This is a genomic window from Agrobacterium vitis, assembly GCF_014926405.1.
GTDB classification, from domain to species: Bacteria; Pseudomonadota; Alphaproteobacteria; order Rhizobiales; family Rhizobiaceae; genus Allorhizobium; species Allorhizobium vitis_H.
The window spans coordinates 3,717,467-3,741,194 of sequence record NZ_JACXXJ020000005.1; the positions used below are offsets into that span (position 1 = coordinate 3,717,467).

25 protein-coding genes are annotated in these 23,728 nt (G+C 58.3%); 8 read left to right on the forward strand and 17 right to left on the reverse strand.

The features are described from left to right. Window position 1: 1 nt before the first annotated feature. The 3 genes from hutG to hutI are packed head-to-tail and all read right to left on the reverse strand — an operon-like array spanning window position 2 to window position 3,602. Window positions 2-814, reverse strand: coding sequence for an N-formylglutamate deformylase (gene hutG / locus IEI95_RS28520; protein ID WP_156535723.1), 813 nt, complete (start codon window positions 812-814; stop codon window positions 2-4). Beyond that, a complete protein-coding gene (gene hutH, locus IEI95_RS28525) occupies window positions 815-2,353 on the reverse strand; it encodes a histidine ammonia-lyase (protein WP_156535724.1) in 1,539 nt (512 codons plus the stop codon). A 28-nt stretch (window positions 2,354-2,381) separates the two neighbouring features. Beyond that, complete coding sequence (hutI, locus tag IEI95_RS28530; RefSeq protein WP_156535725.1) at window positions 2,382-3,602, reverse strand: imidazolonepropionase; 1,221 nt, start codon at window positions 3,600-3,602, stop codon at window positions 2,382-2,384. 125 nt (window positions 3,603-3,727) lie between these two features. Between hutI and IEI95_RS28535 the strand changes: the two genes are divergently transcribed. After that, window positions 3,728-5,077, forward strand: a complete 1,350-nt coding sequence (locus IEI95_RS28535) for a formimidoylglutamate deiminase (protein WP_156535726.1) — start codon at window positions 3,728-3,730, stop codon at window positions 5,075-5,077. Between the two features lie 222 nt (window positions 5,078-5,299). Here the strand turns inward: IEI95_RS28535 and IEI95_RS28540 are convergent, their stop codons facing one another. The 10 genes from IEI95_RS28540 to IEI95_RS28585 form a co-directional block, all read right to left on the reverse strand. After that, window positions 5,300-6,661, reverse strand: coding sequence for an LLM class flavin-dependent oxidoreductase (locus IEI95_RS28540; RefSeq protein WP_156538593.1), 1,362 nt, complete (start codon window positions 6,659-6,661; stop codon window positions 5,300-5,302). A 20-nt stretch (window positions 6,662-6,681) separates the two neighbouring features. Beyond that, the gene (gene hutC, locus IEI95_RS28545; RefSeq protein WP_156538592.1) at window positions 6,682-7,431 is read right to left on the reverse strand and encodes a histidine utilization transcriptional repressor HutC; all 750 of its coding nucleotides are present in this window, start codon (window positions 7,429-7,431) and stop codon (window positions 6,682-6,684) included. After that, window positions 7,428-8,219: an amino acid ABC transporter ATP-binding protein gene (locus IEI95_RS28550; RefSeq protein ID WP_156538591.1), complete on the reverse strand. Its 792-nt coding sequence runs from the start codon at window positions 8,217-8,219 to the stop codon at window positions 7,428-7,430. Before IEI95_RS28550 ends, hutC begins: the two co-directional genes overlap by 4 nt. Next, window positions 8,216-8,884 (reverse strand): amino acid ABC transporter permease, encoded by a 669-nt coding sequence (locus tag IEI95_RS28555; RefSeq protein WP_156538590.1) that lies wholly within the window; start codon window positions 8,882-8,884, stop codon window positions 8,216-8,218. The genes IEI95_RS28550 and IEI95_RS28555 overlap by 4 nt, the downstream gene beginning before the upstream one ends. Beyond that, entirely contained in the window at window positions 8,881-9,522 is a 642-nt protein-coding gene (locus tag IEI95_RS28560) for an amino acid ABC transporter permease (RefSeq protein ID WP_156538589.1), read from the reverse strand. Before IEI95_RS28560 ends, IEI95_RS28555 begins: the two co-directional genes overlap by 4 nt. Before the next feature lie 290 nt (window positions 9,523-9,812). After that, a complete protein-coding gene (locus IEI95_RS28565; RefSeq protein WP_156538588.1) occupies window positions 9,813-10,640 on the reverse strand; it encodes a transporter substrate-binding domain-containing protein in 828 nt (275 codons plus the stop codon). 209 nt (window positions 10,641-10,849) lie between these two features. Beyond that, complete coding sequence (locus IEI95_RS28570) at window positions 10,850-11,485, reverse strand: nucleoside triphosphate hydrolase (protein WP_156535730.1); 636 nt, start codon at window positions 11,483-11,485, stop codon at window positions 10,850-10,852. Next, complete coding sequence (locus tag IEI95_RS28575) at window positions 11,482-12,264, reverse strand: ATP-binding cassette domain-containing protein (RefSeq protein ID WP_071584724.1); 783 nt, start codon at window positions 12,262-12,264, stop codon at window positions 11,482-11,484. Before IEI95_RS28575 ends, IEI95_RS28570 begins: the two co-directional genes overlap by 4 nt. Beyond that, window positions 12,264-13,346: an ABC transporter permease gene (locus IEI95_RS28580; RefSeq protein ID WP_070149098.1), complete on the reverse strand. Its 1,083-nt coding sequence runs from the start codon at window positions 13,344-13,346 to the stop codon at window positions 12,264-12,266. Before IEI95_RS28580 ends, IEI95_RS28575 begins: the two co-directional genes overlap by 1 nt. A 195-nt stretch (window positions 13,347-13,541) precedes the next feature. Then, window positions 13,542-14,567 carry a sugar ABC transporter substrate-binding protein gene (locus IEI95_RS28585; RefSeq protein ID WP_012654240.1) on the reverse strand — a complete coding sequence of 342 codons (1,026 nt, stop codon included), beginning with the start codon at window positions 14,565-14,567 and terminating at the stop codon, window positions 13,542-13,544. 350 nt (window positions 14,568-14,917) lie between these two features. On the opposite strand from IEI95_RS28585, the gene IEI95_RS28590 reads away from it, so the two are divergent. Continuing rightward, window positions 14,918-16,147, forward strand: a complete 1,230-nt coding sequence (locus IEI95_RS28590) for an ROK family transcriptional regulator (RefSeq protein WP_071206039.1) — start codon at window positions 14,918-14,920, stop codon at window positions 16,145-16,147. Continuing rightward, window positions 16,148-16,579 carry an RbsD/FucU family protein gene (locus IEI95_RS28595; protein WP_070167064.1) on the forward strand — a complete coding sequence of 144 codons (432 nt, stop codon included), beginning with the start codon at window positions 16,148-16,150 and terminating at the stop codon, window positions 16,577-16,579. A 143-nt stretch (window positions 16,580-16,722) separates the two neighbouring features. On the opposite strand, the gene IEI95_RS28600 is transcribed toward IEI95_RS28595, so the two are convergent. Beyond that, the gene (locus IEI95_RS28600; protein ID WP_194417386.1) at window positions 16,723-17,169 is read right to left on the reverse strand and encodes an Lrp/AsnC family transcriptional regulator; all 447 of its coding nucleotides are present in this window, start codon (window positions 17,167-17,169) and stop codon (window positions 16,723-16,725) included. 123 nt (window positions 17,170-17,292) lie between these two features. Here IEI95_RS28600 and rocF point away from each other — a divergent pair, with 123 nt between their 5' ends. The 4 genes from rocF to IEI95_RS28620 all read left to right on the forward strand — a co-directional run bounded on the left by rocF (window position 17,293) and on the right by IEI95_RS28620 (window position 20,773). Continuing rightward, window positions 17,293-18,225 carry an arginase gene (gene rocF, locus IEI95_RS28605; RefSeq protein WP_156535732.1) on the forward strand — a complete coding sequence of 311 codons (933 nt, stop codon included), beginning with the start codon at window positions 17,293-17,295 and terminating at the stop codon, window positions 18,223-18,225. Next, window positions 18,225-19,280 (forward strand): ornithine cyclodeaminase, encoded by a 1,056-nt coding sequence (gene ocd / locus IEI95_RS28610; protein ID WP_156535733.1) that lies wholly within the window; start codon window positions 18,225-18,227, stop codon window positions 19,278-19,280. Before rocF ends, ocd begins: the two co-directional genes overlap by 1 nt. A gap of 86 nt (window positions 19,281-19,366) precedes the next feature. Then, a complete protein-coding gene (locus IEI95_RS28615) occupies window positions 19,367-19,525 on the forward strand; it encodes a YqaE/Pmp3 family membrane protein (protein ID WP_012654247.1) in 159 nt (52 codons plus the stop codon). Window positions 19,526-19,657: 132 nt separating this feature from the next. Beyond that, window positions 19,658-20,773, forward strand: a complete 1,116-nt coding sequence (locus IEI95_RS28620; RefSeq protein WP_194417387.1) for a glycoside hydrolase family 88/105 protein — start codon at window positions 19,658-19,660, stop codon at window positions 20,771-20,773. Between the two features lie 23 nt (window positions 20,774-20,796). Here IEI95_RS28620 and IEI95_RS28625 read toward each other — a convergent pair whose 3' ends face one another. The 3 genes from IEI95_RS28625 to exbB are packed head-to-tail and all read right to left on the reverse strand — an operon-like array spanning window position 20,797 to window position 23,241. Next, on the reverse strand, window positions 20,797-21,750 hold the full coding sequence (locus IEI95_RS28625; RefSeq protein WP_194417265.1) for an energy transducer TonB: 954 nt from the start codon (window positions 21,748-21,750) through the stop codon (window positions 20,797-20,799). Then, the gene (exbD, locus tag IEI95_RS28630) at window positions 21,747-22,214 is read right to left on the reverse strand and encodes a TonB system transport protein ExbD (protein WP_012654250.1); all 468 of its coding nucleotides are present in this window, start codon (window positions 22,212-22,214) and stop codon (window positions 21,747-21,749) included. Before exbD ends, IEI95_RS28625 begins: the two co-directional genes overlap by 4 nt. A 4-nt stretch (window positions 22,215-22,218) precedes the next feature. Beyond that, window positions 22,219-23,241 (reverse strand): tonB-system energizer ExbB, encoded by a 1,023-nt coding sequence (gene exbB / locus IEI95_RS28635; protein ID WP_156538586.1) that lies wholly within the window; start codon window positions 23,239-23,241, stop codon window positions 22,219-22,221. 308 nt (window positions 23,242-23,549) lie between these two features. On the opposite strand from exbB, the gene IEI95_RS28640 reads away from it, so the two are divergent. Beyond that, on the forward strand, window positions 23,550-23,714 hold the full coding sequence (locus IEI95_RS28640; RefSeq protein ID WP_041698999.1) for a DUF1328 domain-containing protein: 165 nt from the start codon (window positions 23,550-23,552) through the stop codon (window positions 23,712-23,714). Window positions 23,715-23,728 lie beyond the last annotated feature (14 nt).

Genomic DNA, 23,728 nt, shown 5'->3' on the forward strand with positions numbered 1-23,728 from the left:
ATCATTCCCCCTTTTGTTTCAGTTGAAACGCAATCTGTTCGATCCGCTCCAGAATGGCTTTGAGATGCACGCGTAAACGACCTGCCTTGTGTTCATCATAGGCAAAGGGCGGTTCTTCGGTGGCAAGGTGCGAGGCTTGCGCCAGCTCCATCTGAATGGCGTGAATGCCCGTGTCGGGCTTGCCATAATGGCGCGTGGTCCAGCCGCCTTTGAAGCGGCCGTTGAGGATGGAGGTGTAACCTTCAGCCGTTGCGGCAATCTCCACAGTTGCCGCTTCAATTGCGGCATCGCAGGTGCGGCCCATATCGGTGCCGATGTTGAAATCCGGCAATCTGCCTTCAAACAGAAAGGGGATGTTGGCGCGGATGGAGTGGCAATCATAGAGCACGGCCACGCCATGGATGGCTTTGACGCGCTCGATCTCGGCCAAAAGCGCTGCGTGATAGGGCGCGTGAAAGGCTGCCAGACGCTCGGCAATATCCGCCTCCGTTGGTTCCTGTCCATCAATCCAAATCGATTGTCCATCGAAATCCGTCTCTGGAATAAGCCCCGTGGTATTCTGCCCCGGATAGAGGCTCACCCCCGCCGGATCACGATTGGCATCAATCACATAGCGATGGAATGTGGCGCGCACCGTGGTGATGTTTGGCAACAGGTCTTTGTACAGATTGTGGATATGCCAATCGGTATCGGCCAGCAGTTTGCCGTTGTCGTTGAGGCGGTCCCAGATTGCGGGCGGCACATCCGTTCCCGTGTGCGGGAAGGCGAGGATGACGGGTGAGGTGCCTTGGGTGATCTCAAAAATGTTGGACATTTAAAACCCCTCCAACCCCGGCAAAATCCCAGCCGATACACTGCCCACCAAAGACCCATCGGCCACCAGAGCGCTGGCTGCCGCCAAGTCCGGTGCCATAAACCGATCTTCTTCCAGCGTCGGCACAACGGCGCGCAGGGTCTCCATGGCCTTTTGTAGCTCGGGGCTGGTGGTCAGGGGTGCGCGAAACTCCACGCCTTGAGCTGCGGTGAGAGCCTCAATGCCAATGATGGCAAACAGGTTTTCGGTCATTTGCAACAGCCGCCGCGCACCGTGGCAGGCCATGGACACATGGTCTTCCTGATTGGCAGACGTTGGCGTTGAATCGACGGAGGCCGGATGGGCCATTTGCTTGTTTTCACTCATCAAGGCAGCAGAGGTGACTTCGGCAATCATAAGACCGGAATTGAGGCCCGGCTTTTTTGCCAAAAACGCAGGCAAGCCATAAGACAAAGCGGGGTCTACCAACAGCGCAATACGCCGCTGGGCAATGGCACCGATTTCACACACGGCGATGGCAATCTGATCGGCCGCAAAGGCGACTGGCTCAGCATGGAAATTACCGCCAGACACGACGCTGTCATCGGACAGCACCAACGGATTATCCGTCACCGCATTGGCTTCGATTTCCAGCGTGCGGGCGGTCATGCGCAGCAGATCGAGGCAGGCTCCATCCACCTGCGGCTGGCAGCGGATGCAATAGGGGTCCTGCACGCGCTCGTCACCATCCAGATGGCTTTGGCGGATCACCGAGCCTTCCAGCAAAGCCCGCAAGCTGGCAGCCGTATCAATCTGGCCCTTGTGGCCGCGAAGGGTGTGAATATCGGCCGTAAACGGAGCCGAGGAACCCATTGCCGCATCGGTAGACATCGCCCCGGTTATCAATGCGGCTTGGGCGGCGCGATGGGCGCGGAAAAGCCCTGCCAAGGCCAAAGCGGTCGAGGCCTGCGTGCCATTGATCAGCGCCAGCCCTTCTTTGGCGGCCAAAATAACCGGGGTGAGGCCAGCGCGTTCCAGCGCAAGCTTGCCCGGCAATTTTTCGCCCTGATAGAAGGCTTCCGCCTCACCCATCATCACCGCCGCCATATGGGCCAGCGGCGCAAGATCGCCGGAGGCACCGACAGAGCCTTTTTCCGGGATCAGCGGAATCACGCCTTTTTCCAGCATGGCTTCAATCAACCGCACCAGTTCCAGCCGCACGCCGGAGGCTCCACGGCCCAGCGAAATCAGTTTTAGCGATAAGATCAACCGAACGATGTTGTCTGCCAGCGGCGCGCCGACGCCGCAGCAATGGGAGAGAATGAGATTGCGCTGAAGCGTGGCCGTATCGGCTGCATCAATCTTGATGGAAGCCAGTTTGCCAAAGCCGGTGTTGACGCCGTACACCGGCTCATTGCCCGCAGCAATGGCTGCAATGCGGCTTGCTGCCCGCTCAATGCCTGCATCAAAGCTGCGATCCAGCACGGCAGGCTCACCATGCCAATAGATTTTTGCCAGATCGGTCAGCGGCACAGAGCCGGGGTGAAGGGTAATGGTCATAATGGCCCCTTGTTGTTACGTGTCAATGTTACGTGTCTTGGCCGCGCCACACCCGCTGGTGCAGCGGGTTAAAGCCCATGCGGTAGACAAGCTCAGACAGTTCAGAAATATTCCAGATGGCCAGATCAGCCGATTTTCCGGCTTCCAGCGTGCCGATTTCATCCAGCCGACCCAGTGCGCGGGCGGCCTCACGGGTCACGCCCGCTATGCATTCCTCCACCGTCATGCCAAACAGGGTGGCACCCATATTCATGGTCAACAGCAGCGAGGTCAGCGGCGATGTGCCGGGGTTGTTGTCGGTGGCCAGTGCCATTTTGGTGCCATGCTGGCGGAAGAGATCGACAGGCGGCTTTTTTGTCTCACGGATAAAGTAAAAGGCACCCGGCAGCAGCACCGCCACGGTGCCCGCCTCTGCCATGGCTTTTGCGCCTGCCGCATCGGTATATTCCAGATGATCGGCTGAGACCGCGCCGTATTCGGCGGCAAGGGTTGCACCGGATAGATTGGAAAGCTGATCCGCATGCAGTTTTACCGGCAGGCCCAGAGCCTGTGCCGCATCAAACACCACGCGCATCTCATCGGGTGAAAAGGCAATGCCCTCGCAAAACCCATCCACGGCATCAACAAGCTGCTCTGCATGGGCCGCCGTCAAACCGGGAAGCACCACCTCGCGGATGAAATCAACATTGCGGCCCTTATACTCGGCAGGTGTGGCATGGGCACCGAGATAGGTGGTGCTGATGGAAACGGGGCGCGTATCGCCGAGTTTTTTTGCTGCCCGCAGCATTTTCAGCTCATCTTCCACCGTCAGCCCATAGCCGGATTTGACCTCAATGGTGGTGACGCCCTCCGCCAGCAGCGCGTCCAGACGTGGCAGCGTTTCGCGCAGCAAATCCGCCTCACTGGCCGCCCGCACCTTGGATACGGATGAGACAATGCCGCCACCCGCCCGGGCAATTTCTTCGTAGCTGGCACCCGCTAGGCGCATTTCAAATTCATGGGCGCGATTGCCTGCGTGCACCAGATGGGTGTGGCAATCCACCAGACCGGGGGTGATCCAGCGGCCCTCACAATCGGTAACATCGGCAGCATGCAGCAGGCTAATCGGCAGCTCTGCCATAGGCCCTGCGTAGACAATCTGCCCACCGCGCACCATCAGCGCGGCATCTTCGATAATGCCGAGGCCTAAGAGATGCGGATTGAGCGTTGCCAACCGCGCATTGGTGAAAATGCGATCCCGATACGTCATGCTGATCCCTTGTTATTGCCGTTCAGGCTGCATTGCGCCCAATCGATTTTCCTATTATGTATATACTTAATGGGTGCGTGCGCAAGACGGAAAAGGCGCAAGATAGAAAATGAGAGGGGAAAGCCATGACGACACTCCACGCAAAACAGGCGCTACTGCCGGATGGCTGGGCTAAGGATGTGCGGCTAACGCTGAAAGACCATTCCATTTCCGCAATTGAGCAGGGTGTTGAGGCCAAAGCGGGCGATGAGCGGCACGAGATTGTGCTGCCCACCATGGCCAATCTGCACAGCCACGCCTTTCAGCGCGGCATGGCAGGTTTGGCGGAGCTGCGCGGGCCAGACAATGACAGTTTCTGGAGCTGGCGCACGGTGATGTATCGCTTTGCCCTGACCATGAACCCGGAGCAGATGCAGGCCATTGCAGCCCAGCTTTATGTGGAAATGCTGGAGGTTGGTTTTGGCCGGGTGGGCGAGTTTCACTATCTCCACCATGACCGTGATGGCAGCCCGTACAATAACCGGGCCGAGATGGCGGAGCGGATTGTGGTAGCAGCGGAAGAAACTGGCATTGGCCTCACGTTGCTTCCAGTATTTTATGCCCATTCCGGCTTTGGTGGGCTTGTCCCCAATGAGGGCCAGCGGCGGTTTATCAATGATCTCGATGGTTTTGCAGAACTGTTGGAGGGGGCGAAAAAGATAGCCTCGAACCTGCCCGGTAGCGTCACAGGCATTGCGCCTCACAGCCTGCGGGCGGTGACACCGGAAGAGTTATCCGCCCTGCAACAGCTCTCCTTTGATGGGCCAATCCATATTCATGTGGCCGAGCAAGTGAAGGAAGTGGAGGATTGCGTGGCGTGGTCTGGTCAGCGTCCGGTGCAATGGCTGCTGGATAATGCCGATCTCACCACTCGCTGGTGCCTGATCCATGCTACCCATATGACGGATGATGAAACAGTGCGGATGGCCAAGAGCGGTGCCATTGCCGGTCTTTGCCCGATCACCGAGGCGAATCTGGGCGATGGCACATTCAATGCTGACGTGTTCTTGGGGCAGGGCGGGCGTTTTGGTGTCGGCTCTGATTCCAACATCCTGATTGGCATTGCTGATGAGTTGCGCCAGCTGGAATATTCGCAACGCCTGGCTCATCGCGCCCGTAACGTGATGGCTTTGCCCGGTGGATCAACGGGCCGGTATTTGTTTGATGGCGCTGTGAATGGTGGGGCTGCGGCGTTGATGGCGCAGACTGGCTTGGCGGTGGGCAAGCCTGCCGATGTTGTCAGCCTCAAGCCTCATCATGATCTCGGTTTGAGCGGAGATCAGATTTTGGACATTTTTCTCTTTGCCAATGGCGCTGCGGTTGATTGTGTATGGGTGGGTGGTTTCAAACAGGTGGAAGCCGGGCGGCATATTGCGCGGGAGCGGATTGCTGCGCGGTTTGCGGGGGTTATGCGGGAGTTGATGGCGGCGTTTTGAGAGGGGAGTGGTTGGTGTTGGCGCAAGGCACCCCCCTCTGGCTTGCTAGCCATCTCCCCCTCAAGGGGGGAGATCCGCAGAATTGTTGCCATCCAACTCTTATTTTGATGTGTTATCGCCACTCTCGATGTTGTTGTAAGGACGAGTGTTTAATGTCCTTCCGATCTCCCCCCTTGAGGGGGAGATGGTCGGCAGACCAGAGGGGGGTAAGCTTGCTCAGGTCTATTTGGCGACCGCACCATTCCGCGCCGCTGCATACCGATTGACCGGCATCGACAACCCCAAATTCTCCCGCAACGTATTGCCCTCATACTCTTCCCGAAACAATCCGCGCCTGCGCAATTCTGGCAACACCAGCTTTACGAAATCATTCAAGCTGGCGGGCAGGGTTGGCAGCATTAAAATAAAGCCATCGGCGGCCCCGGCCTGGAACCATTCTTCCATAAAATCGGCGATCTCGGTGGGGGTGCCGGTGATGCCATTGCCGGTGCTTTTCTCGGCGTAGAAGCGGATCAACTCGCCAACGGTATGGCCTTCCATGATGAAGTCGCGCAACCATTCAAACATGGCTTTCGAGCCTTTTGGCTCCGCTGGCAGGCGCTCCAGCGGGAAGGGCTGGTCGAGGGCTACGCCGGAAAGGTCGGCTTCCAGAAATTCGCCCAGCATCCAGCGGCCCACATCTGGGTGCAGGTTGTCGATCAGGAAATCCACCTTGGCTTGGGCTTCCGCTTTGGTTTCACCGACATTGACCACAAGGCCAGGCATCAGCTTCAGGTCATTGGTCGATCGGCCATATTTGGCCATGCGGCCTTTGATATTGTCGGCAAAAGCCTTGTTGCGCTCCAGATTGGAGGCGAGGCTGAAGACGATTTCGGCGGTGCGGGCGGCCAGTTCCATGCCCGCTTCCGAGCCACCGGCTTGCGCAATCACCGGGCGGCCTTGCGGAGATGCGGCAATGTTGAGCGGGCCGCGTACCTGAAAATGCTTGCCCTTGTGGTTCAGCGTGTGCAACTTTTCTTTGTCGTGGTAAAGGCCGTTGGCCTTGTCCAGCACCAGCGCATCTTGCTCAAAACTGTCCCACAGTCCAAAGACGACATCGACGAACTCCGAGCCGCGCTCGTAGCGTTCCGCATGGGGCGGCAGGCCCTCAAAGCCGTAATTATAGCCCGTCTCGTCATGGTCGGAGGTCACGACATTCCAGCAGGCGCGGCCACCGCTCAAATGATCGATGGAGGCAAAAATGCGGGCAATGTTAAACGGCTCATAATAGCTGGTGGAGGCGGTGGCGACAAAGCCAAGCTTTTCCGTGAGCACGGACAGCGCCGAAATCAGCGACAGCGGCTCAAACCGGTTCATCTTGGTGGGCGAGCGCGCCAGCGCATCGGCATCGCCAATGGCGGCGGCGGGGGAATCGGCCAGGAACATGAAGTCGAATTTCGCCGCTTCGGAGATTTTTGCCACGTTCAGCAGGTGATCAATCTTGTTGGCACCCTGCACATCGGCATCCGGGTGCCGCCACGCTGCCGGGTTGAAACCGAAAGTATAGACGAAGGTTCCGAGTTTCAGCGTGTCGGTGCGGGCCATGGGGATCTCTTCTTTTCTGATCAGGTTGGAGTCATAATACGTTGGGATGGGGTAAAGCGGGCCGTGACGGCATGGCTGGCACCGGGATAGGTCAGGCGCACCTGGGTGACGGTTTCATCCAGCCGCCATGTTTGGCGCTCCACCACCAGAACCGGGGTGTTGGCGGCAATATCCAAGGTTTTAGCCGCCGCCTCATTGGCAGCTTCGGCGGCAATGCGGTGTTCGGCGGCATTCCATGGAATGTGCGTCAAAAGCCACGGACCGGGAGCCAGATCGGCAAAATCAGCCTCTGCCGCCTGCGGCACCACGCCCAGGTTGATGATACGTTCTTCAAGGCAGAAAGGACTATCATCAGCATAATGCAGACAGGCGAGGGTCAGCAGCTTGCGGCGCGGTGCGAGAGACAGGTTTTCACACTCTGTCTTGGTCGGAGGGCGGATGGTTCGCGACAGAATGCGGTGATGGTAGGTCTTCTCTAACGAGATGACCTCATCACGGATGTCGTAAATTTCCAGAATGGCGCTTTGCGAGTTCTGCGGCATGACGATGCTGCCGGTCTTGCGCTTGCGCAGCACAAGGCCAGCGCGAGCAAGCTGGGTCAGCACCTTGTTGACCGTCATGCGTGAGCAGGCATATGTCTCGGCCAGCACTTGCTCGGACGGGATTTTATAGCCCGGCGGCCATCGACTTGAGAGAATATTGCTCTCAATGTCATCCAGAATACGCTGGTGCAGCGATTTGCTGCGTGTGTCTATCTCTTCAGTCATCATGCCAGCATCGATGCGCCGCGATCCAGATAGGTATCAAGGAATTGTTCCAATCGGGGATGGCGCGGCTTGGCAAAAACATCCGATGGCGCGCCAGTAAACAGCAATTTTCCCTGGTCGAGAAAGCTGATCTGCTGGCCAACCGTGGCGGCAAAGCCGATTTCGTGGGACACGACCACCATGGTCATGCCCTCGGCTGCCAGATCGCGCATCACGTTGAGCACTTCGCCGGTTAATTCCGGGTCGAGCGCCGAGGTTGGCTCATCAAACAGCATGATTTTCGGTTGCAAGGCAAGGGCGCGGGCAATGGCCACGCGCTGTTGCTGTCCGCCGGAGAGCTGCGACGGGTAGTGGCCTGCGCGGTTTTCCAGCCCTACCTTTTTCAGCTGCGCCATGGCGCGGTCTTCTGCCTCGCGTTTTGGCACTTTATGCACGGTCTTCAGGGCTTCGGAGACATTACCAAGCGCGGTCATATGCGGCCAGAGATTGAATTGCTGGAACACCATGCCGATTTTGGAGCGCACGGCGCGGATTTGGGCGGCAGGCAAGCGTTCACGTTGACCATCGGGTTTTTCGAAATAGCCAAGCGCTTCGCCGCTTACGGTGATCATGCCCTCGCTCGCCTCTTCCAGAAAGGCCATGCAGCGCAACAGCGTGCTCTTGCCAGAGCCGGAGGGGCCAATCAGGCAGGAGACCTTGCCCTCGGGGATGTCGAGATCAATGTCACTCAACACGGTGTTGGTTCCAAAGCGCTTGACGAGTTTGGAAACGGAAATGGCGGGAAGCGTCATGGCGCGGAAAACCTCAATCTGCTCAAACGGGATTCAGCCTTGCGAGCCGCCCAAGCGGTGGCCTCAACAATGACCCAGTAAATAACGGCCAGCACGAAAATCGCCTCCAGAAAGGCATATTGCGCAGAACCAATGGCGCTGACGGTGGCGGTGAGTTCGGGAACGGTGATGATCGACAACACCGCCGATTCTTTCAGAAGAATGATGGCCAGATTGACGCAAGGTGGCAGCACGATCAGCGCCATTTCGGGCAAGAGAATGCGGCGAATAATTTGAAGCCGGGTCAGCCCCAGACATTCTGCCGCTTCCACATGGCCTTGGGGAACGGAGCCATAGCCTGCACGGAAAATTTCCGAGTAATAGGCGGCGGAATAGACGGTGAGACCAATCAACCCGCAAGGGATAGGGTCGAGCGACAGGCCAACATAAGGTCCGCCATAATAGACAAGGAAAATCTGGATCAGAAACGGCGTGCCGCGTAACACTTCCACCACCAATCCCAGTGGAATATCCAGAAACCTGCCGCCGTAGCGCCGTCCTGTCGCGACGAGAAAGCCAACGACAATGCCCAGCACCATGCCGACCACCCAGATCCACAGGGTGGTGGTGGCACCGCTGAAAATTTCCGGTAGATGATCGAGAATGACTTTCGGATCAAAGATCATTTGATCGCTCCCGGCAGGCTACGCTCGGTGATGCGGGCGATCATCGCCACGCTCCAGCAGATGATTAGATAAATCAGCGCTGCCGATGAAAACAGTTCAATGGGCAGATAGGTGGAGGCGGCAAGATCCTGTGCCATGCGGGTCAGCTCGACAATGCCGACGACCGAGACCAGCGAAGAGGATTTGAGGATCATGATCGCCTCATTGACCAAAGCCGGAAAGGTGAGTCGCAACGCAATGGGCAGTTTGATGCGTAAAAACGTCTGGCGGCCTGAAAAGCCTGCCATATCGGCAGCTTCCACCAAGCCTTTGGGGACACTTTCAAAGCCCCCACGCAGGTTTTCGGCCTGATAGGCTGCTGTGCAAAGTGACAAGCCAATGATGGCGGCCACCACACTTGGCACATTGATGCCAATGAAGGGCAGAAGATTGTAAATCAGCAGCAATTGCACCAGCAGCGGCACGCCGCGAAAGAAGCTGATGAACAGCATGGTTGGCATTGTGTAGAGCCGTTTGCCGGAGAGCATGGCGCCAGACAGGGCAATGGCAATCAAAAAGCCGATGGCAATCGAAATCACGCTGATGCCCAGCGTCCATCCGGCAGCCTTAACCAGCAAAAAGAAGAGTTTGAATGACATGGCACCCCAGTCTCCGCTGTTGCGGACCACAATAAACGACAGCGTGCGGGATACCCCCCTCTGTCCTGCCGGACATCTCCCCCTCAAGGGGGGGGAGATCAGATAGATCACCACGACTTGCTTAAACTGACGCAACCGCAAAATGCCGTTCTGGCTGATTGACTGGGCGCTTCGGGCGAGTCGATCTCCCCCCTTTGAGGGGGAGATGCCTGGCAAGGCAGAGGGGGGGGTAGGCGGCATATCAAGAGATCATATGCTGCTCCAGAAGCAGAGCCTCTGGATGTCCGACCTCAAAACGCCGGGTCTTTCACGCTATCAGGCGTATCAAACTTGGTGCCAAACCACTTTTCCTGCAATTTCGCCATGCGGCCATCACCCTTCATCTTGATGATGGCGGCATCGACAGCATCGATCAGGCTGGCGTGGTCTGCATCTTTGGTGCCAACAAAGCTGAAATAGCTCTTTTTGCCAAAGGGTGGCACCACCACTTCAAAAGCTCCATTGCGCTGCTTGGCCACAAAAGCAATGTTGGGCAGCGAATTGGCAACGGCCACCACGCGGCCAGCGGCCATATCGGCATAGGCGTCGTTGAAGGAGACATATTCACGCACATCAATTTTCTTCGGCAAGGTTGCGGAAAGTTCCTGCAACTGCGCCAGCTGGGCTGTGGCCTTGCCAACACCAACAGATTTACCCGCCAGATCCTCAGGCTTGGTGATGGTCTTGTCGCCAGCCTTTTTCAGGATAGCAACGGTGGCTTCAGCAATGGGCGCGGTGAAGCGGTAGCGCTCCATGCGCGCTTTGGTGACGGTGGCGGGGCCTGCAACAATATCGAACTTGCCTGCTTCAAGGCCGGGCAAAACGCCGTCCCACGGCAGGGCAATCCACTCAACCTTCACGCCCAATTCCTTGCCGATTTCGGCAAAGAGATCAACGTTGAGGCCGACGTGGTCGCCAGCATCAATAAAGTCGAACGGCGCAAAGGCGGTTTCCGTGCCGACTTTCAACGTGCCAGCGGCTTTGATCTTGGCCAGCGCATCTTCGGCATGGGCCGACACGCTCGCGCCAAACAACAGGGCAGCCCCAAGCGCCGCCTTCAGCAACAATCTTTTCTGCATCACGATTTCTCCAGTTGCCCGCAACCCGCCGATCTCTCGTACCGGTGCAATTCCCCTCAGCCGTTTCTCGGCTATTTGACTATACAAATAGAGCGGGGAAGGGGGCAGCTGTCAATGCTATTGTGCGGAAAATAAGCGTGCTTATTTTCTAAGCAGATCTTTGGCTGGAGTCGAGGCGAATCCGCCCCTTTTTCCAGGAAACTGCTATTTCACGCGATGGCGACGATATCGACGCTGATATCAGCGGGCCGGGAGGCTTCGATCACCAATCGCCCGTTGGGCAAGTCGTTGCCGTTCAATTTCCAGGCGATTGCGGCCTCGTCCAGTCCGTAATGAACCCAACGGTCCCGCAGGCGCTGTTCCAGCACCTCCAGTGGGGGGCCAACGAACACAGTCAGGTCGAAACAGCTTTGCAGACGGGTCCAAGGCGCGCGATCCAGAAGCAGGTAATTGCCTTCGACCAGAATGAAGCGGGTATCAGGCGAAATCGACCGGGCCGAGGCAATCGCCAATTCGCGGTCGCGGTCGAAGACCGGTACAAGAACCTCCTCATCGCCAGCCTTCACCGCCGTGACGATGTCGAGAAAGCCGCGCGCGTCGAAGGTTTCCGGGGCGCCTTTGCGCTTCAGCAGGCCGCGTTGTTCCAGAATGCCATTGTCCATATGAAATCCGTCCATCGGCAGGATTTCCGCAGTTTCGCCGCGCGCAATCAGCGCCTCGCGCAAGGCTTCCGACAGGGTTGACTTACCGGCCCCTGGCGGCCCGGCAATGGCGATCATGAAACGGCTGGCCCCTTGGGCCAGCCGCGTGATTTCCTCAAGAAGGGAGGAAATAGATGTTGTCATGCTGCAATCGCTTCTGCTGGTGCTTCTTTTGCACCCGTCATGAAGGCCACGGCATCCGACATGGTGTAATCCTTCGGATTGATCACGCACAGGCGCTTACCAAGCCGATGGATATGGATGCGGTCGGCCACTTCAAACACATGCGGCATATTGTGCGAAATTAGCACGATCGGCATGCCGCGCGAGCGCACGTCCTGGATCAGCTCCAGCACGCGGCGGCTTTCCTTGACACCCAAGGCAGCGGTTGGTTCGTCGAGGATAACCACCTTGGAACCGAAGGCAGCGGCACGGGCCACAGCCACACCCTGACGCTGACCGCCCGACAGGGTTTCCACCGCTTGATTGATGTTCTGGATGGTCATCAGACCAAGCTCGGACAACTTTTCACGGGCAAATTTGTCCATGGCAGGCTTGTCCAGCGCCCGGAACACGCTGCCCATGATGCCGGGTTTGCGCATTTCGCGGCCCAGGAACATATTGTCGGCAATGGAGAGTGCCGGAGACAGGGCAAGGTTCTGATACACCGTTTCGATACCCGCCTTGCGGGCATCAATCGGTGAGCGGAAATTGATGGTCTTGCCTTCGAGCTTGATCTCGCCTTCATCCGGCGTCACCGCGCCGGAAATAGCCTTGATCAATGAGGATTTACCAGCGCCGTTATCGCCGATGACCGCAAGGATTTCACCCGGATAGAGATCAAAATCGGCGTTGTCGAGGGCAGTGACGCGGCCATAACGCTTGACGAGACCACGGGCGGTGAGAATCGGTTCTTGTGCCATTAGCCAGCTACCTTTCTGATCCATTGGTCAATTGCAACGGCGGCAATGATCAGCACGCCAATCAGCATATAGGTCCATTGCGGGTCGGTGCCGGCCATGCGCAGGCCAAGCTGGAACACGCCGACGATCAACGCGCCAAACAGCATGCCCATGATGGAGCCGCGGCCACCAAACAGCGACATGCCGCCAATCACTACGGCCGTGATGGATTCGATATTGGCAAACTGCCCAGCCGTTGGCGATACCGAACCGATACGGCCAATCATCGCCCAACCACCCAGCGCACAGATCAGGCCGGCAAGGGTGTAGACGGAAATCAGCATGCGCTTGACATTGACGCCAGACAATTCCGCTGCATCGGGATCGTCGCCGACAGCGTAGAGATGGCGGCCCCAGGCGGTGTTGTTCAAGACATACCAGAGGACCGCAACCAGAAGGGCGAGTGCGATCACACCATAGGTCAGGACGGCACCGCCCAACTTAAAGCTTTGGCCAAAATATTGCAGGATGGGCGCATTGGTGCCCAGGTCTTGCGAGCGGATTGTCTCGTTGCCGGAATACAGGAAATTGGCTGCCAGCACGATCTGCCACATGCCGAGTGTGACAATGAAGGGGGGCAGCTTGACGCGGGCCACCAGCACGCCATTGATGAAGCCGCAAATGCCGCCAACGGCAAAGCCGCACAGCACGGCAAGCGGGCCAGGCACGCCATAGTGAACGGCAAATTGCCCCATGACGACAGAAGACAGGACCATGATGGCCCCCACCGAAAGGTCAATCCCGGCGGTGAGGATAATCAGGGTCTGGGCTGCGCCGATGATGCCGGTAATGGCAACCTGCTGCAAAATCAGCGTCAGGGCAAAGGGTGAAAAGAATTTACCACCCAGAATGACGCCGAACGCGATCAGTGACAGAATCAGCACGATCAGCGGTACGGCAGCCGGGCTGGAATGCAGGAAGTGCTGAAACTTTTGCAATGGCGTCTTGTCGTTGGTATCGAACTGCGCGACCGCAGTGGCACTGCCCGACAGCACATTCTCGTATTCAAGATGAGGTTTGGTGGCGGCTTTTGGCTCGCTCATCGGCTTTCCTCCCGTGGACCTCTTCTGAGGCTTGAGGGCCGGGCTGGACCGTGACACCAATTGCCGACGGCCGCCTGCGGCATTGTAGAATTTATGTATTCAACCCAGAAATCTGTCTATTACTCTTGGTTGCGTATCGCGCTTACCAGAAGGGCGGCCTGAGCCGCCCTTCCGTTGCAATATTTCAAGAGCGTATCAGCCCCAGCACTTCTTCAGGCCTTCGGCGACGTCGATTGACGGTACGCCCTTGGCAGCCTTGTCGGTGACGAGCGAAACGCCCGTATCAAAGAAGTCCTTGCCAGCGGTTGGCTTTGGCTTTTCGCCAGAGTCAGCAAACTTCTTGATGGCTTCGATGCCCAGAGCCGCCATCATCAGCGGATACTGCTGCGATGTCGCACCAATCACGCCTTCCTTGACGTTTTTCACGCCAGGGCAGCCGCCGTCAACCGATACGATCAGCACGTCCTTCTGCTTGCCAACAGCCTTGAGGGCTTCATAGGCACCAGCAGCGGCTGGTTCGTTGATCGTGTGAACAACGTTGATGTTCGGGTTTTTCTGCAGAAGGTTTTCCATGGCCGTACGGCCACCTTCTTCGTTGCCGTTGGTGATGTCGTGGCCGACGATGCGCGGGTCGGTTTCGTCACCAATCTTGTTCGGGTCCTTCGGATCAATGCCGAAGCCTATCATGAAGCCCTGGTCGCGCATAACGTCAACCGATGGCTGGGCAGGGGTAAGGTCGAGGAAGGCAACCTTGGCATCCTTGGCCTTGTCGCCCAAGGTGGCGGCAGCCCACTGGCCAATCAGCTTGCCAGCAAGAAGGTTGTCGGTCGCAAATGTCGCGTCAGCGGCATTGACCGGATCAAGCGGCGTATCGAGTGCGATCACCAGAAGACCAGCGTCGCGGGCTTCCTTGACGGCAGGCACGATGCCCTTGGTGTCGGAGGCGGTGATCAGGATACCCTTGGCACCATCGGCAATGCAGGTTTCAATGGCTGCAACCTGGCTTTCGCTATCGCCGTCGATCTTGCCGGCATAGGACTTCAGCGTAACGCCCAGTTCCTTGGCCTTGGCGGAAGCGCCTTCCTTCATCTTGACGAAGAATGGATTGGTATCGGTTTTGGTGATCAGGCAGGCTGAAACGTCAGCAGCCTGCGCGCCTGTCGAAAAGACAACGCCAAGAGCCAGGGCGCCAAGCGTGGCGCCGATCAAATTGGTCTTCATATGGATCCTCCCAAGGACAAAGATAAACGCACCCTCTCAAGGGGCCGTCCGGTTCGCATGGTCCATCACCTCTCCCGTGTTGGCCCCCCATGCTTCCTGCCTCAAGAAAACACTATTCCAAATCCCTGTCAATAAATAAATCGAGTTGAATTATTAATCCACTGTGGCATGCTTGGCTCGGTCGTGGCAGGGCGGGAGGAGCCTGTGCCGGGTTGATACGGAGCAGGATGCTCAGGAGAATTGGTGTTCGGGCCAGGATGGCGAAATGCCGATCCGGCGGAGCTCGGGGCCTGGAAATTCTTGTCGCACGCGGCTCTCTGGCCGGGTTGGGCGGGATGGGAGGATGATCGATGACAGAGGGAATGAATGCGGGTCTGGCGATGCCGCCCGCTGCCCTCGAGACGAGTGGCGGCGCCAATCAGGTCGGCGTGCGCGCCTATAACGAGCGGCTGGTCATGTCGCTGGTGCGCCGGCATGGCAGCCTGTCCAAGGCGGAAATTGCCCGGCGCAGCGGTCTCTCGGCCCAGACGGTGACGGTGATCATGCGGGTGCTGGAGCGCGAAAAGCTGCTGGTGCGCGGAGAGCCGGTGCGCGGACGCGTCGGCCAGCCTTCGGTGCCGATGCGGCTCAATCCGGATGCGGTCTATTCGTTTGGGGTCAAGATCGGAAGACGAAGCGCCAATCTGGTGCTGATGGATTTCGTCGGCACGATCCGCCATGAGGTGCGTCGGACCTATCCTTATCCGATGCCCGGCCTCTTGCTGGATTTCATCGTCGGCGGCATTTCCGATATTGAGGGCAGGCTTTCCGTCGCGGAGCGGGCCCGAATTGCCGGTGTGGGTATCGCAGCCCCGTTCGAACTGTGGAGCTGGGCGGAAGAGACCGGCGCGCCATCAGAGGAAATGGATGTCTGGCGCGATACCGATCTGAAAGCCGATGTCGCGGCCCGGATTGGTTATCCGGTCTTCATCCAGAACGATGCGACCAGCGCCTGTGCTGCCGAACTGGTGTTCGGGGTCGGGCCGCACTATCCGGATTTCGTCTATTTCTTCCTCGGCTCCTTCGTGGGCGGCGGCATCGTGCTGAATTCCTCGCTGTTTTCCGGGCGCACCGGCACAGCTGGCGCGGTTGGGCCGTTGCCGGTGCAAAGGCGCGATGGCAAAACCGTTCAGCTTTTGAAGATCGCGTCGATTTTCGTGTTGGAAAACCTGTTGCGCGACTATGGACAGGACAGCCAGTCCCTGTGGTATTCGCCGAGCGACTGGGTGGACTATGGCGAGCCGCTGGAAATCTGGATCCGCGATACCGCCGCAGCGCTGGCCCAGGCGATTGTGGCGGCGGCATCGATCATCGACTTTTCCGCCGCCGTCATCGATGGCGGTTTTCCGCAATGGGTGCGCCAGCGTCTGGTCGTGGCCATCCAGGAGGCAGCGCGTGATCTCGACCTCCAGGGCGTATTGATGCCCGAGATCGTCGAAGGCGCTGTGGGCCACCAGGCACGGTCGGTTGGCGGTGCCAGCCTGCCGCTGTTTTCCCGTTATCTTTTGGATCAGAATGTGTTGTTCAAGGAGTTACTGTAAATGCTGAAGGGCCTCAACCCCATCCTTAGTCCCGAATTGTTGGCCACCCTGCGGGCCATGGGTCATGGCGATGAAATCGCCATTGTCGATGGCAATTATCCGGGTCTCGAACATGCAAAGCGGTTGGTGCGGCTGGATGGGCTCGGGCTTATTCCTGTGCTGGATGCCATTCTCTCGGTTCTGCCCATCGATGATTTCGTGCCGGAAGCGATTTTCCGCTCCACCGTCGGCAAGGATCGCGATGCACTTGACCCGGTCCATGCCGAAATCATCGCCTGCTGCGCCGCCCATGAGCCAAAACAGCCGGTCGTCCCGCTGCTGGGACCGGATTTCTATCCCCGCGTCAAGGCGGCCCATACAGTTGTGCAAACTGGCGAACCCCGCCTTTATGCCAATGTCATTCTTAAGAAAGGCGTGATATACCCACAATAACCTCTGATTGTGTTAGCCGCACTGGCGGACCTGCGGCTGCAAAGGGTGAAATGCCCTGGATGAGGTTTTGAGGTAGATGAGGCCGTGCGGGGCGTCCTGCACGGCCTTTTTCGTTTCGTGTTTTTTACAGAGACGGTTTCAGCTCACGGCTTCGACAGCCTTGCCCGGGTTGAGCGCGGCGTCGAGAGAATGAGGCTGGTTTCGCTATTGGTAATGCCGGGAACCAGTCGCACACGTCGCAAGACACTGTCGAAATCCGTTAGGGTTGCCGCGCCCAGCTCGACGATCAGGTCCCAGCGCCCATTGGTCGAATGTACGGCGGAAATCTCGGGAAAACCGCTCAGAGCGCGGATCACCTTGTCAGTGACATGACCCTGGATTTCGATCATCATGATGCCGCGCACGCCAAGATCGACCGTATCGGCCCGCAGGATCACGGTATAGCCAAGAATGGTACCGTCACGCTCCAGCCGTTCCAGCCGCGCCCGCACCGTGGCGCGCGAGGTGCCGGTTTCCAGCGCCAGATCGGAAATGCTGCGCCGGCCGTTATGGCGCAAAAGCGTGACCAGCTTTTCATCGAGATCGTCCACGGTCTTCTCGCTTTGAGCAATAAAACTGCCATAACGATAAGCCATATGCACATTATTGCCAATCTATATCGTTCAAATCGCCAGTTTCAAATGGTTGAATAGTGACAACAACAGGAGGTGCGTATGGAGTGCAGATTGATCGGAGTTCCCTTGCAGATCGGCGCGGGCCGTCTGGGCTGTGAAATGGGACCGAGTGCGCTGCGCATTGCCGGGCTCGGTCCGATGCTGGAAGAGCTTGGCCATCGTGTTACCGATCTCGGCAATGTCGCGCCTGCCGCCTTCAAAACCCTCAGTCATCCCAATCCGGCTGTGCATCACCTGCCCGAAACCGTTGCCTGGATCGAGACCTTGTCCGAGGTCGCTTACCGCGAAAGTGCGGATGCCATGCCGATTTTTCTGGGTGGTGACCACGCGCTTTCGGCAGGTACGGTGCCGGGGCTGGCGCGCCGGGCGGCGGAACAAGGCCGACCGCTTTTCGTGCTCTGGCTGGATGCCCATACCGATTTCCATACGCTGGAGACCACGGAAAGCGGCAATCTGCATGGTACCCCGGTCGCTTATTTCACCGGTCAGTCCGGTTTTACCGGCTATTTTCCTGAACTCGCCGAAGCGGTTGATCCGGCTCATGTGGCAATGATCGGCATTCGTAGCGTCGATCCAGCCGAACGGGCCGCTTTGCGCCGGACCGGCATCACCGTGCATGACATGCGTATGATCGATGAGCATGGCGTTGCCGTGCTGTTGCGGGCTTTTCTGGACAAGGTTCGGGCCGCGAATGGCTTGCTGCATGTCAGTTTCGATGTGGATTTTCTCGATCCGATGATTGCGCCCGCCGTGGGCACCACGGTGCCTGGTGGCGCGACGTTCCGCGAGGCGCATCTGGTGATGGAAATGCTGCATGACAGCGGCCTGGTCTCCAGCCTTGATCTGGTCGAACTCAACCCTTTCCTGGACGAGCGGGGCCGCACCGCAATCCTGATGGCGGATCTGACCGCCAGCCTGATGGGACGGCAGGTCATGGACCGTCCGACACGCGATTATGCCGGGAGCGTTTGATGAGTGCTATTGCCAATCTGAATATCGTCCCCTTCGTCAGCGTCGATCATATGATGAAACTGGTGCTGCGGATCGGGGTCGAGACCTTCCTGACTGAACTCGCCGAGGTGATCGAGGAGGACTTCCGTCGCTGGGAGATCTTCGACAAGACGCCGCGCATCGCCTCCCATTCCAGCGATGGGGTGATCGAATTGATGCCGACCAGTGATGGCACGCTCTACGGCTTCAAATATGTCAACGGCCATCCAAAGAACATGCGGCAAGGCCGCCAGACGGTGACGGCCTTCGGCGTATTGTCGGATGTCGGCAATGGCTATCCGATGCTGCTGTCCGAAATGACCATTCTGACGGCCTTGCGCACAGCGGCGACCTCGGCTGTCGCGGCCAAATACCTCGCCCGGCCCGATGCCCGCTGCATGGCGGTGATCGGCAATGGCGCGCAAGCCGAGTTTCAGGCGCTGGCCTTCAAGGCAATCTGTGGCATCACGCATCTTCGGCTCTATGATATCGATCGCAGCGCCAGCGACAAATGCCTGCGCAATCTTGAGGCAAGCGGATTGGCGATAACGCTGTGCCATTCCTCGCAGGAGGCGGTCGAGGGCGCGGATATCATCACCACCGTCACCGCCGACAAGCAATGCGCCACCATTCTCACCGACAACATGGTCGGCCCCGGTGTTCATATCAACGCCGTGGGTGGGGATTGCCCCGGCAAAACCGAATTGCACCGCGATATCCTCCATCGCGCCGATATTTTCGTCGAATATCCTCCTCAGACCCGGATCGAGGGGGAGATCCAGCAAATGGCTCCCGATCATCCCGTCACAGAACTGTGGCAGGTCATGACCGGCACGGCCAAGGGACGTAGCGATTCGCGCCAGATCACCTTGTTCGATTCGGTCGGCTTTGCCATCGAGGATTTTTCGGCCCTGCGCTATGTGCGCAGCAAGCTGGCCGAAACCGGGCTTTTCACCGAATTGGACTTGCTGGCCGACCCCGATGAGCCCCGCGATCTCTATGGCATGGTGCTGCGCAGCAAGGCTTCCGTCGATTGATGACTAAAATTTCATGATCGACGGTATGGATCCTTTTGCCTTGATCCCCATTTCTGCATGGAGTCAAGTTTTACAAAGGATCTATCATGGACGTCGTTCGCATTCTGTTTGCCATTCTTCTGCCCCCGGTCGGCGTTTTTCTCCAGGTCGGTATCGGTCTGCAATTCTGGTTGAATATTCTTCTGACATTGTGCGGCTATATCCCCGGCATCATCCATGCCATCTGGGTGATTCTGCGCAGGTAGCATCCTGAAGTGACGCATTGACGGTTACCGGCTGGCGACATGGCGATTGACAATGGGGCCAAGCCGGATGACCTTGGCGCCCGAGGCAACGGTTGGAGGACCGAAGCCTGTATCGCTTGGGAGGCCTGCCGTATGAATGTCGATCTGGTCGAGTATTTCGACGCCTATGCTCGTGATTATCAGCCTTATAAGGGCGGTAGCTGGTGCTATGAGGACGGTTGTCTCTATGCCGGGCTGATCGCCCTTCACGAGGCGACCGGTGATACGAGATGGTCGGCGCATCTGAAGCGGCTGGTCGATGGCCAGTTGGATGATCAGGGCCAGATGCGTGATTACGTGCTGACCGAGTATAATATCGACAATATCCTGCCGGGTCGGGCGCTGATTTTCCTGCTGAAAACGACCGGTGACAATCGTTACCGGGTTGCGGCAGACCGGCTTGCCCGGCAATTGCAAAGCCATCCGCGTCTTGGCGCCGGACCTTATTGGCACAAGCTGCGCTATCCCCATCAAGTCTGGTTGGATGGGCTCTATATGGGCCTCGCCTTCAAGGCCGAATACGGAAAGTTGGCTGGCGAAGAGTCTATGGTCCGCGATGCGCTCGAGGAATTGCTGGTGACGCTCGAGCTGACCTCGGATTGTGTGAGCGGGCTTTATCGCCACGGCTACGACGAGGAACGGCTGCAAGCCTGGGCCGATCCGCACACCGGCCTTTCGCCCGCCCATTGGGCACGGGCGATCGGCTGGCTGGCGATGGCCATGGTCGATCTCTATGGCCTGGTGCCAGAGGGCGCGGATAAGTCGATCCTGGCCGAAAAGCTTGGTGAACTTCTCACCCGGCTTTCACACTTGCGCACCGCGGATGGCCGCTGGTTGCAGGTTATCGATCAACCCGATCTTACCGGCAATTATCCTGAAAGCTCTGCTACGGCGATGTTCGCCTATGCCTCTCTGAAGGCAGCCCGGCTCGGGATCGCGGCGGCAAAGGCGGAGATTGGCGCGGAGGCATTGGAGAGCCTTCGCCGTCATGCGTTTGGTCCCAACGTCTCTGGCCGGATGGTAATGAAGCAGATTTGCTGTGTGGCCGGACTGGGCGGGTTTGGCGGCGTCTACCGGGATGGAACGCCTGCCTATTACCTATCCGAAGCGTTGAACGACGACGACATCAAGGGTGTCGGTCCATTGATGATGGCTGAAGCGGAGCGTCTGCGTTGCGCGACACACTCCGCATCTCCCGCACTGGTCTGACGGGAAGTGCCTTTTTCCGGTTGTTATTTGAGATTGAAGCGAAACGGTACCGTAATCGTCTTGCTGACACCTGGCGGAGGTGCTGGCACCGGCGACGAACGTTTTATGGCATCGACCGTTGCCTGATCCAGATTCGGAAACCCTGAAGAACGGGAAATCGACACCGAGAGAACATTGCCGCTGTCATCGATCTGGAAGCGGGCATAGGCAGTGCCTTCCTCCTTGTTGGCGCGGGCTTCGCTTGGATAGCGCTTGCGTCGCTCAAGATAGGCCGCCAACCGTGCCTGCCATTTTTGTGGGCTGACGCTCGATGAAAACAGGCCAGAACTGGTGGTGGAGGCTGCCGTCCTGTCCGATTGCGTCACCTCTGCCTGGGCCTCGCGCTGGGCTTTCTGGGCCTGTGGCTGCGGGGCGGCTTTCGGTTGCTTCTTTTTAACCGGCGTCGTGTCTGCGGTCTCCACCGGCTTTTGCACTGGGCGAGTTACGGGCAGCGGGACTTCCACATTTTCCAGTTCCTTGGTTACCTGTTCCTCGACCGTCGGTTCTTCCACCGGTTTTGGCTCGGGTTCCGGTGGTGGTTCGGGCTGTACTTCCGCGACTTCGGGTGGCGGTGGTGGTGTCTCCTCGACTTTTTCAGGCGGTGTCGGTTCCGGTGGCTGCACCTCGGGCGGCTGTGGCACGGGTGGCGGTTCGACCGGCTGGGGCGGCTTCTGCACCGCTTCGGATTTTACCTCTTCCGCATCCTGTTGATCGGGCGTGATCTGGTTTTCCTCGACCTTGGAAGCGACCGGTTCGGGAGCCAGCTCAATCATGATCGCAGCGGGCGGAGCACCGTCGGCCAACGGCTCTTCCGGCTGTTGCAGCATCAGCGCCACGGCACCGGCATGGGCGGCAAACACCAGGGTTCCGGCTGTACACCAGAGCAGCCAATCGAGGGCGGAACTGCGCCGCCCTGTCGGGTCCGCTTGCCTGCTCATTGGCCGTTGGTATCCTCTGCGGGCGGCGTAATGCTGGTCGCCTGCGGCAATGTTTCCACCCCAACCAGGGCGATCTTCAGATAGCCTGCGTCGCGCAGCAGGTTCATCACCGTCATGAATTCGCCGTAGCCGACATTCTTATCGGCGCGCAGGAAAATCCGCGTGTCTTTATTGCCCTTGGAGACCTGTTCCAGCACGGTCGGCAGCCTGTCGCGGCTGACCGTGTCATTGCCAAGCGCCAGGCTGAGATCCTGTTTCAGGGTGAGATAGACCGGTTCATCCGGCCGTTTCGCCGGTGCGGCGCTGGACGCGGGGAGATCGACATTGACATCGACCGTCGCCAGCGGCGCCGCCACCATGAAGATGATCAGCAGAACCAGCATGACATCGATGAAGGGCGTGACATTGATCTCGTGGTTTTCAACCAGATCGTCGCTCGAATTTTCGCGGATACCTCCAGCCATCGGATTACTCCGTCACCACCTTGAGGCGGGCGGCGCGCACATCGGCCGGCACCTTGCGGAAATCGAGATCCCGGCTGACCAGCCGCTCCACCGCTGTTGCCGCATCCAGCAATTGCTGGCGATAGCCGGTCACCGCGCGGGCAAACACGTTATAGATCACCACGGCGGGAATGGCGGCAACCAAGCCGATGGCCGTGGCCAGCAGCGCTTCGGCGATACCAGGCGCGACGACGGCAAGATTGGTGGTCTGCGACTGCGAAATGCCAATGAAGGAATTCATGATGCCCCAGACGGTGCCGAACAGACCGACAAAGGGACCGATCGAGCCGATGGTGGCAAGAATGCCGGTTCCGGCGGTCATCCGGCGTCCGGCGCGCGATTCGATCCGCGACAGAGCCGAGCTCACTCGTTCCTTGACGCCGTCATTGCCAGCATAATCGAGCGCTGGCTCTGATAGTTTCAACTCGCGTGCAGCGATCAGCAGCATGTCCGGCACGGTGCCGCGCCGCTTCTGCAATGCGCCTGCCGCTTGCGAGAGGGATCGCGCCTCTTGCAACACAGCCAGACCGCGCCGCAGCCTCGCCTTTGAGCCGGAGAGTTGAAGGGTTTTGACAAGCAGGATGGTCCAGGTTGCAACGGAGGCAAGGCCAAGGGCAATCATCACTGACTTCACGACCCAATCGGCGGCCATGAACATGCCAACAGGAGAAAGATCGTGGGGAATGTCGGAGCGCTGCACTGCGGCGGGAGCCTCCACTGCGACGCCTTCCGTGGGGGAGGGTGCCGGATCTGGCGTGCCGTTTTCCGCTGGTGGGGCTGTTAAATTGGTGGGTGCCGCAGGCGCCTCTTGTACCGGCGTTTGCGCAGGCATGGCTGGGGCTGGTTCGCTTGTGGTTTGGGCGGGTGCCGTCCCTTGCTGGGCCAAGGCGGCGGACGAACTCATCAGCGTGCCGGTTATCAGCAGACCCGAGCCAATAACCACGGTCATGCTCACGCGAGCGAGCGAAGAGGAGCGACGATACGCCATCAAACAACCTTCCGATCAAAATCCATTGCCAGCATGTCTCGCGCATGGCGGGGCCGTGCCTTTAATTGTTTGTCGATATTAAAGTTGAGTGATGTTTTCAAGTATAATCTTGCCAAGGATGCATTTTCCCTGAGCTTGCCAGGGAAAAGTGGCTCCCGGTTTTCCCGATCAGCGGGCATGGAGCATGGCGGATTGTTGCCTGCGAAGACCGTGGAAAATTGCCTTGCCCGGTGTCGCCCATTGCCAATGAAGGAACATTTTCAGTTGCTTGCCGTTCTCCTGCCGATAATTCTTTCAAGGAGCCTGTCATGCTGCACTGGATTTTGATTTTTCTGCTGATTGCTGCCGTTGCCAGCCTTCTGGGCTTTCGGGGCGTGGCGGGCGCCTCTGCCGGTATTGCGAAAATCCTGATCTTTATCGTGTTGGTAATCTTCATCATCGCCTTGGTCAGCGGCATTGTCATCGTCGCATAAAATACAGGTATTAC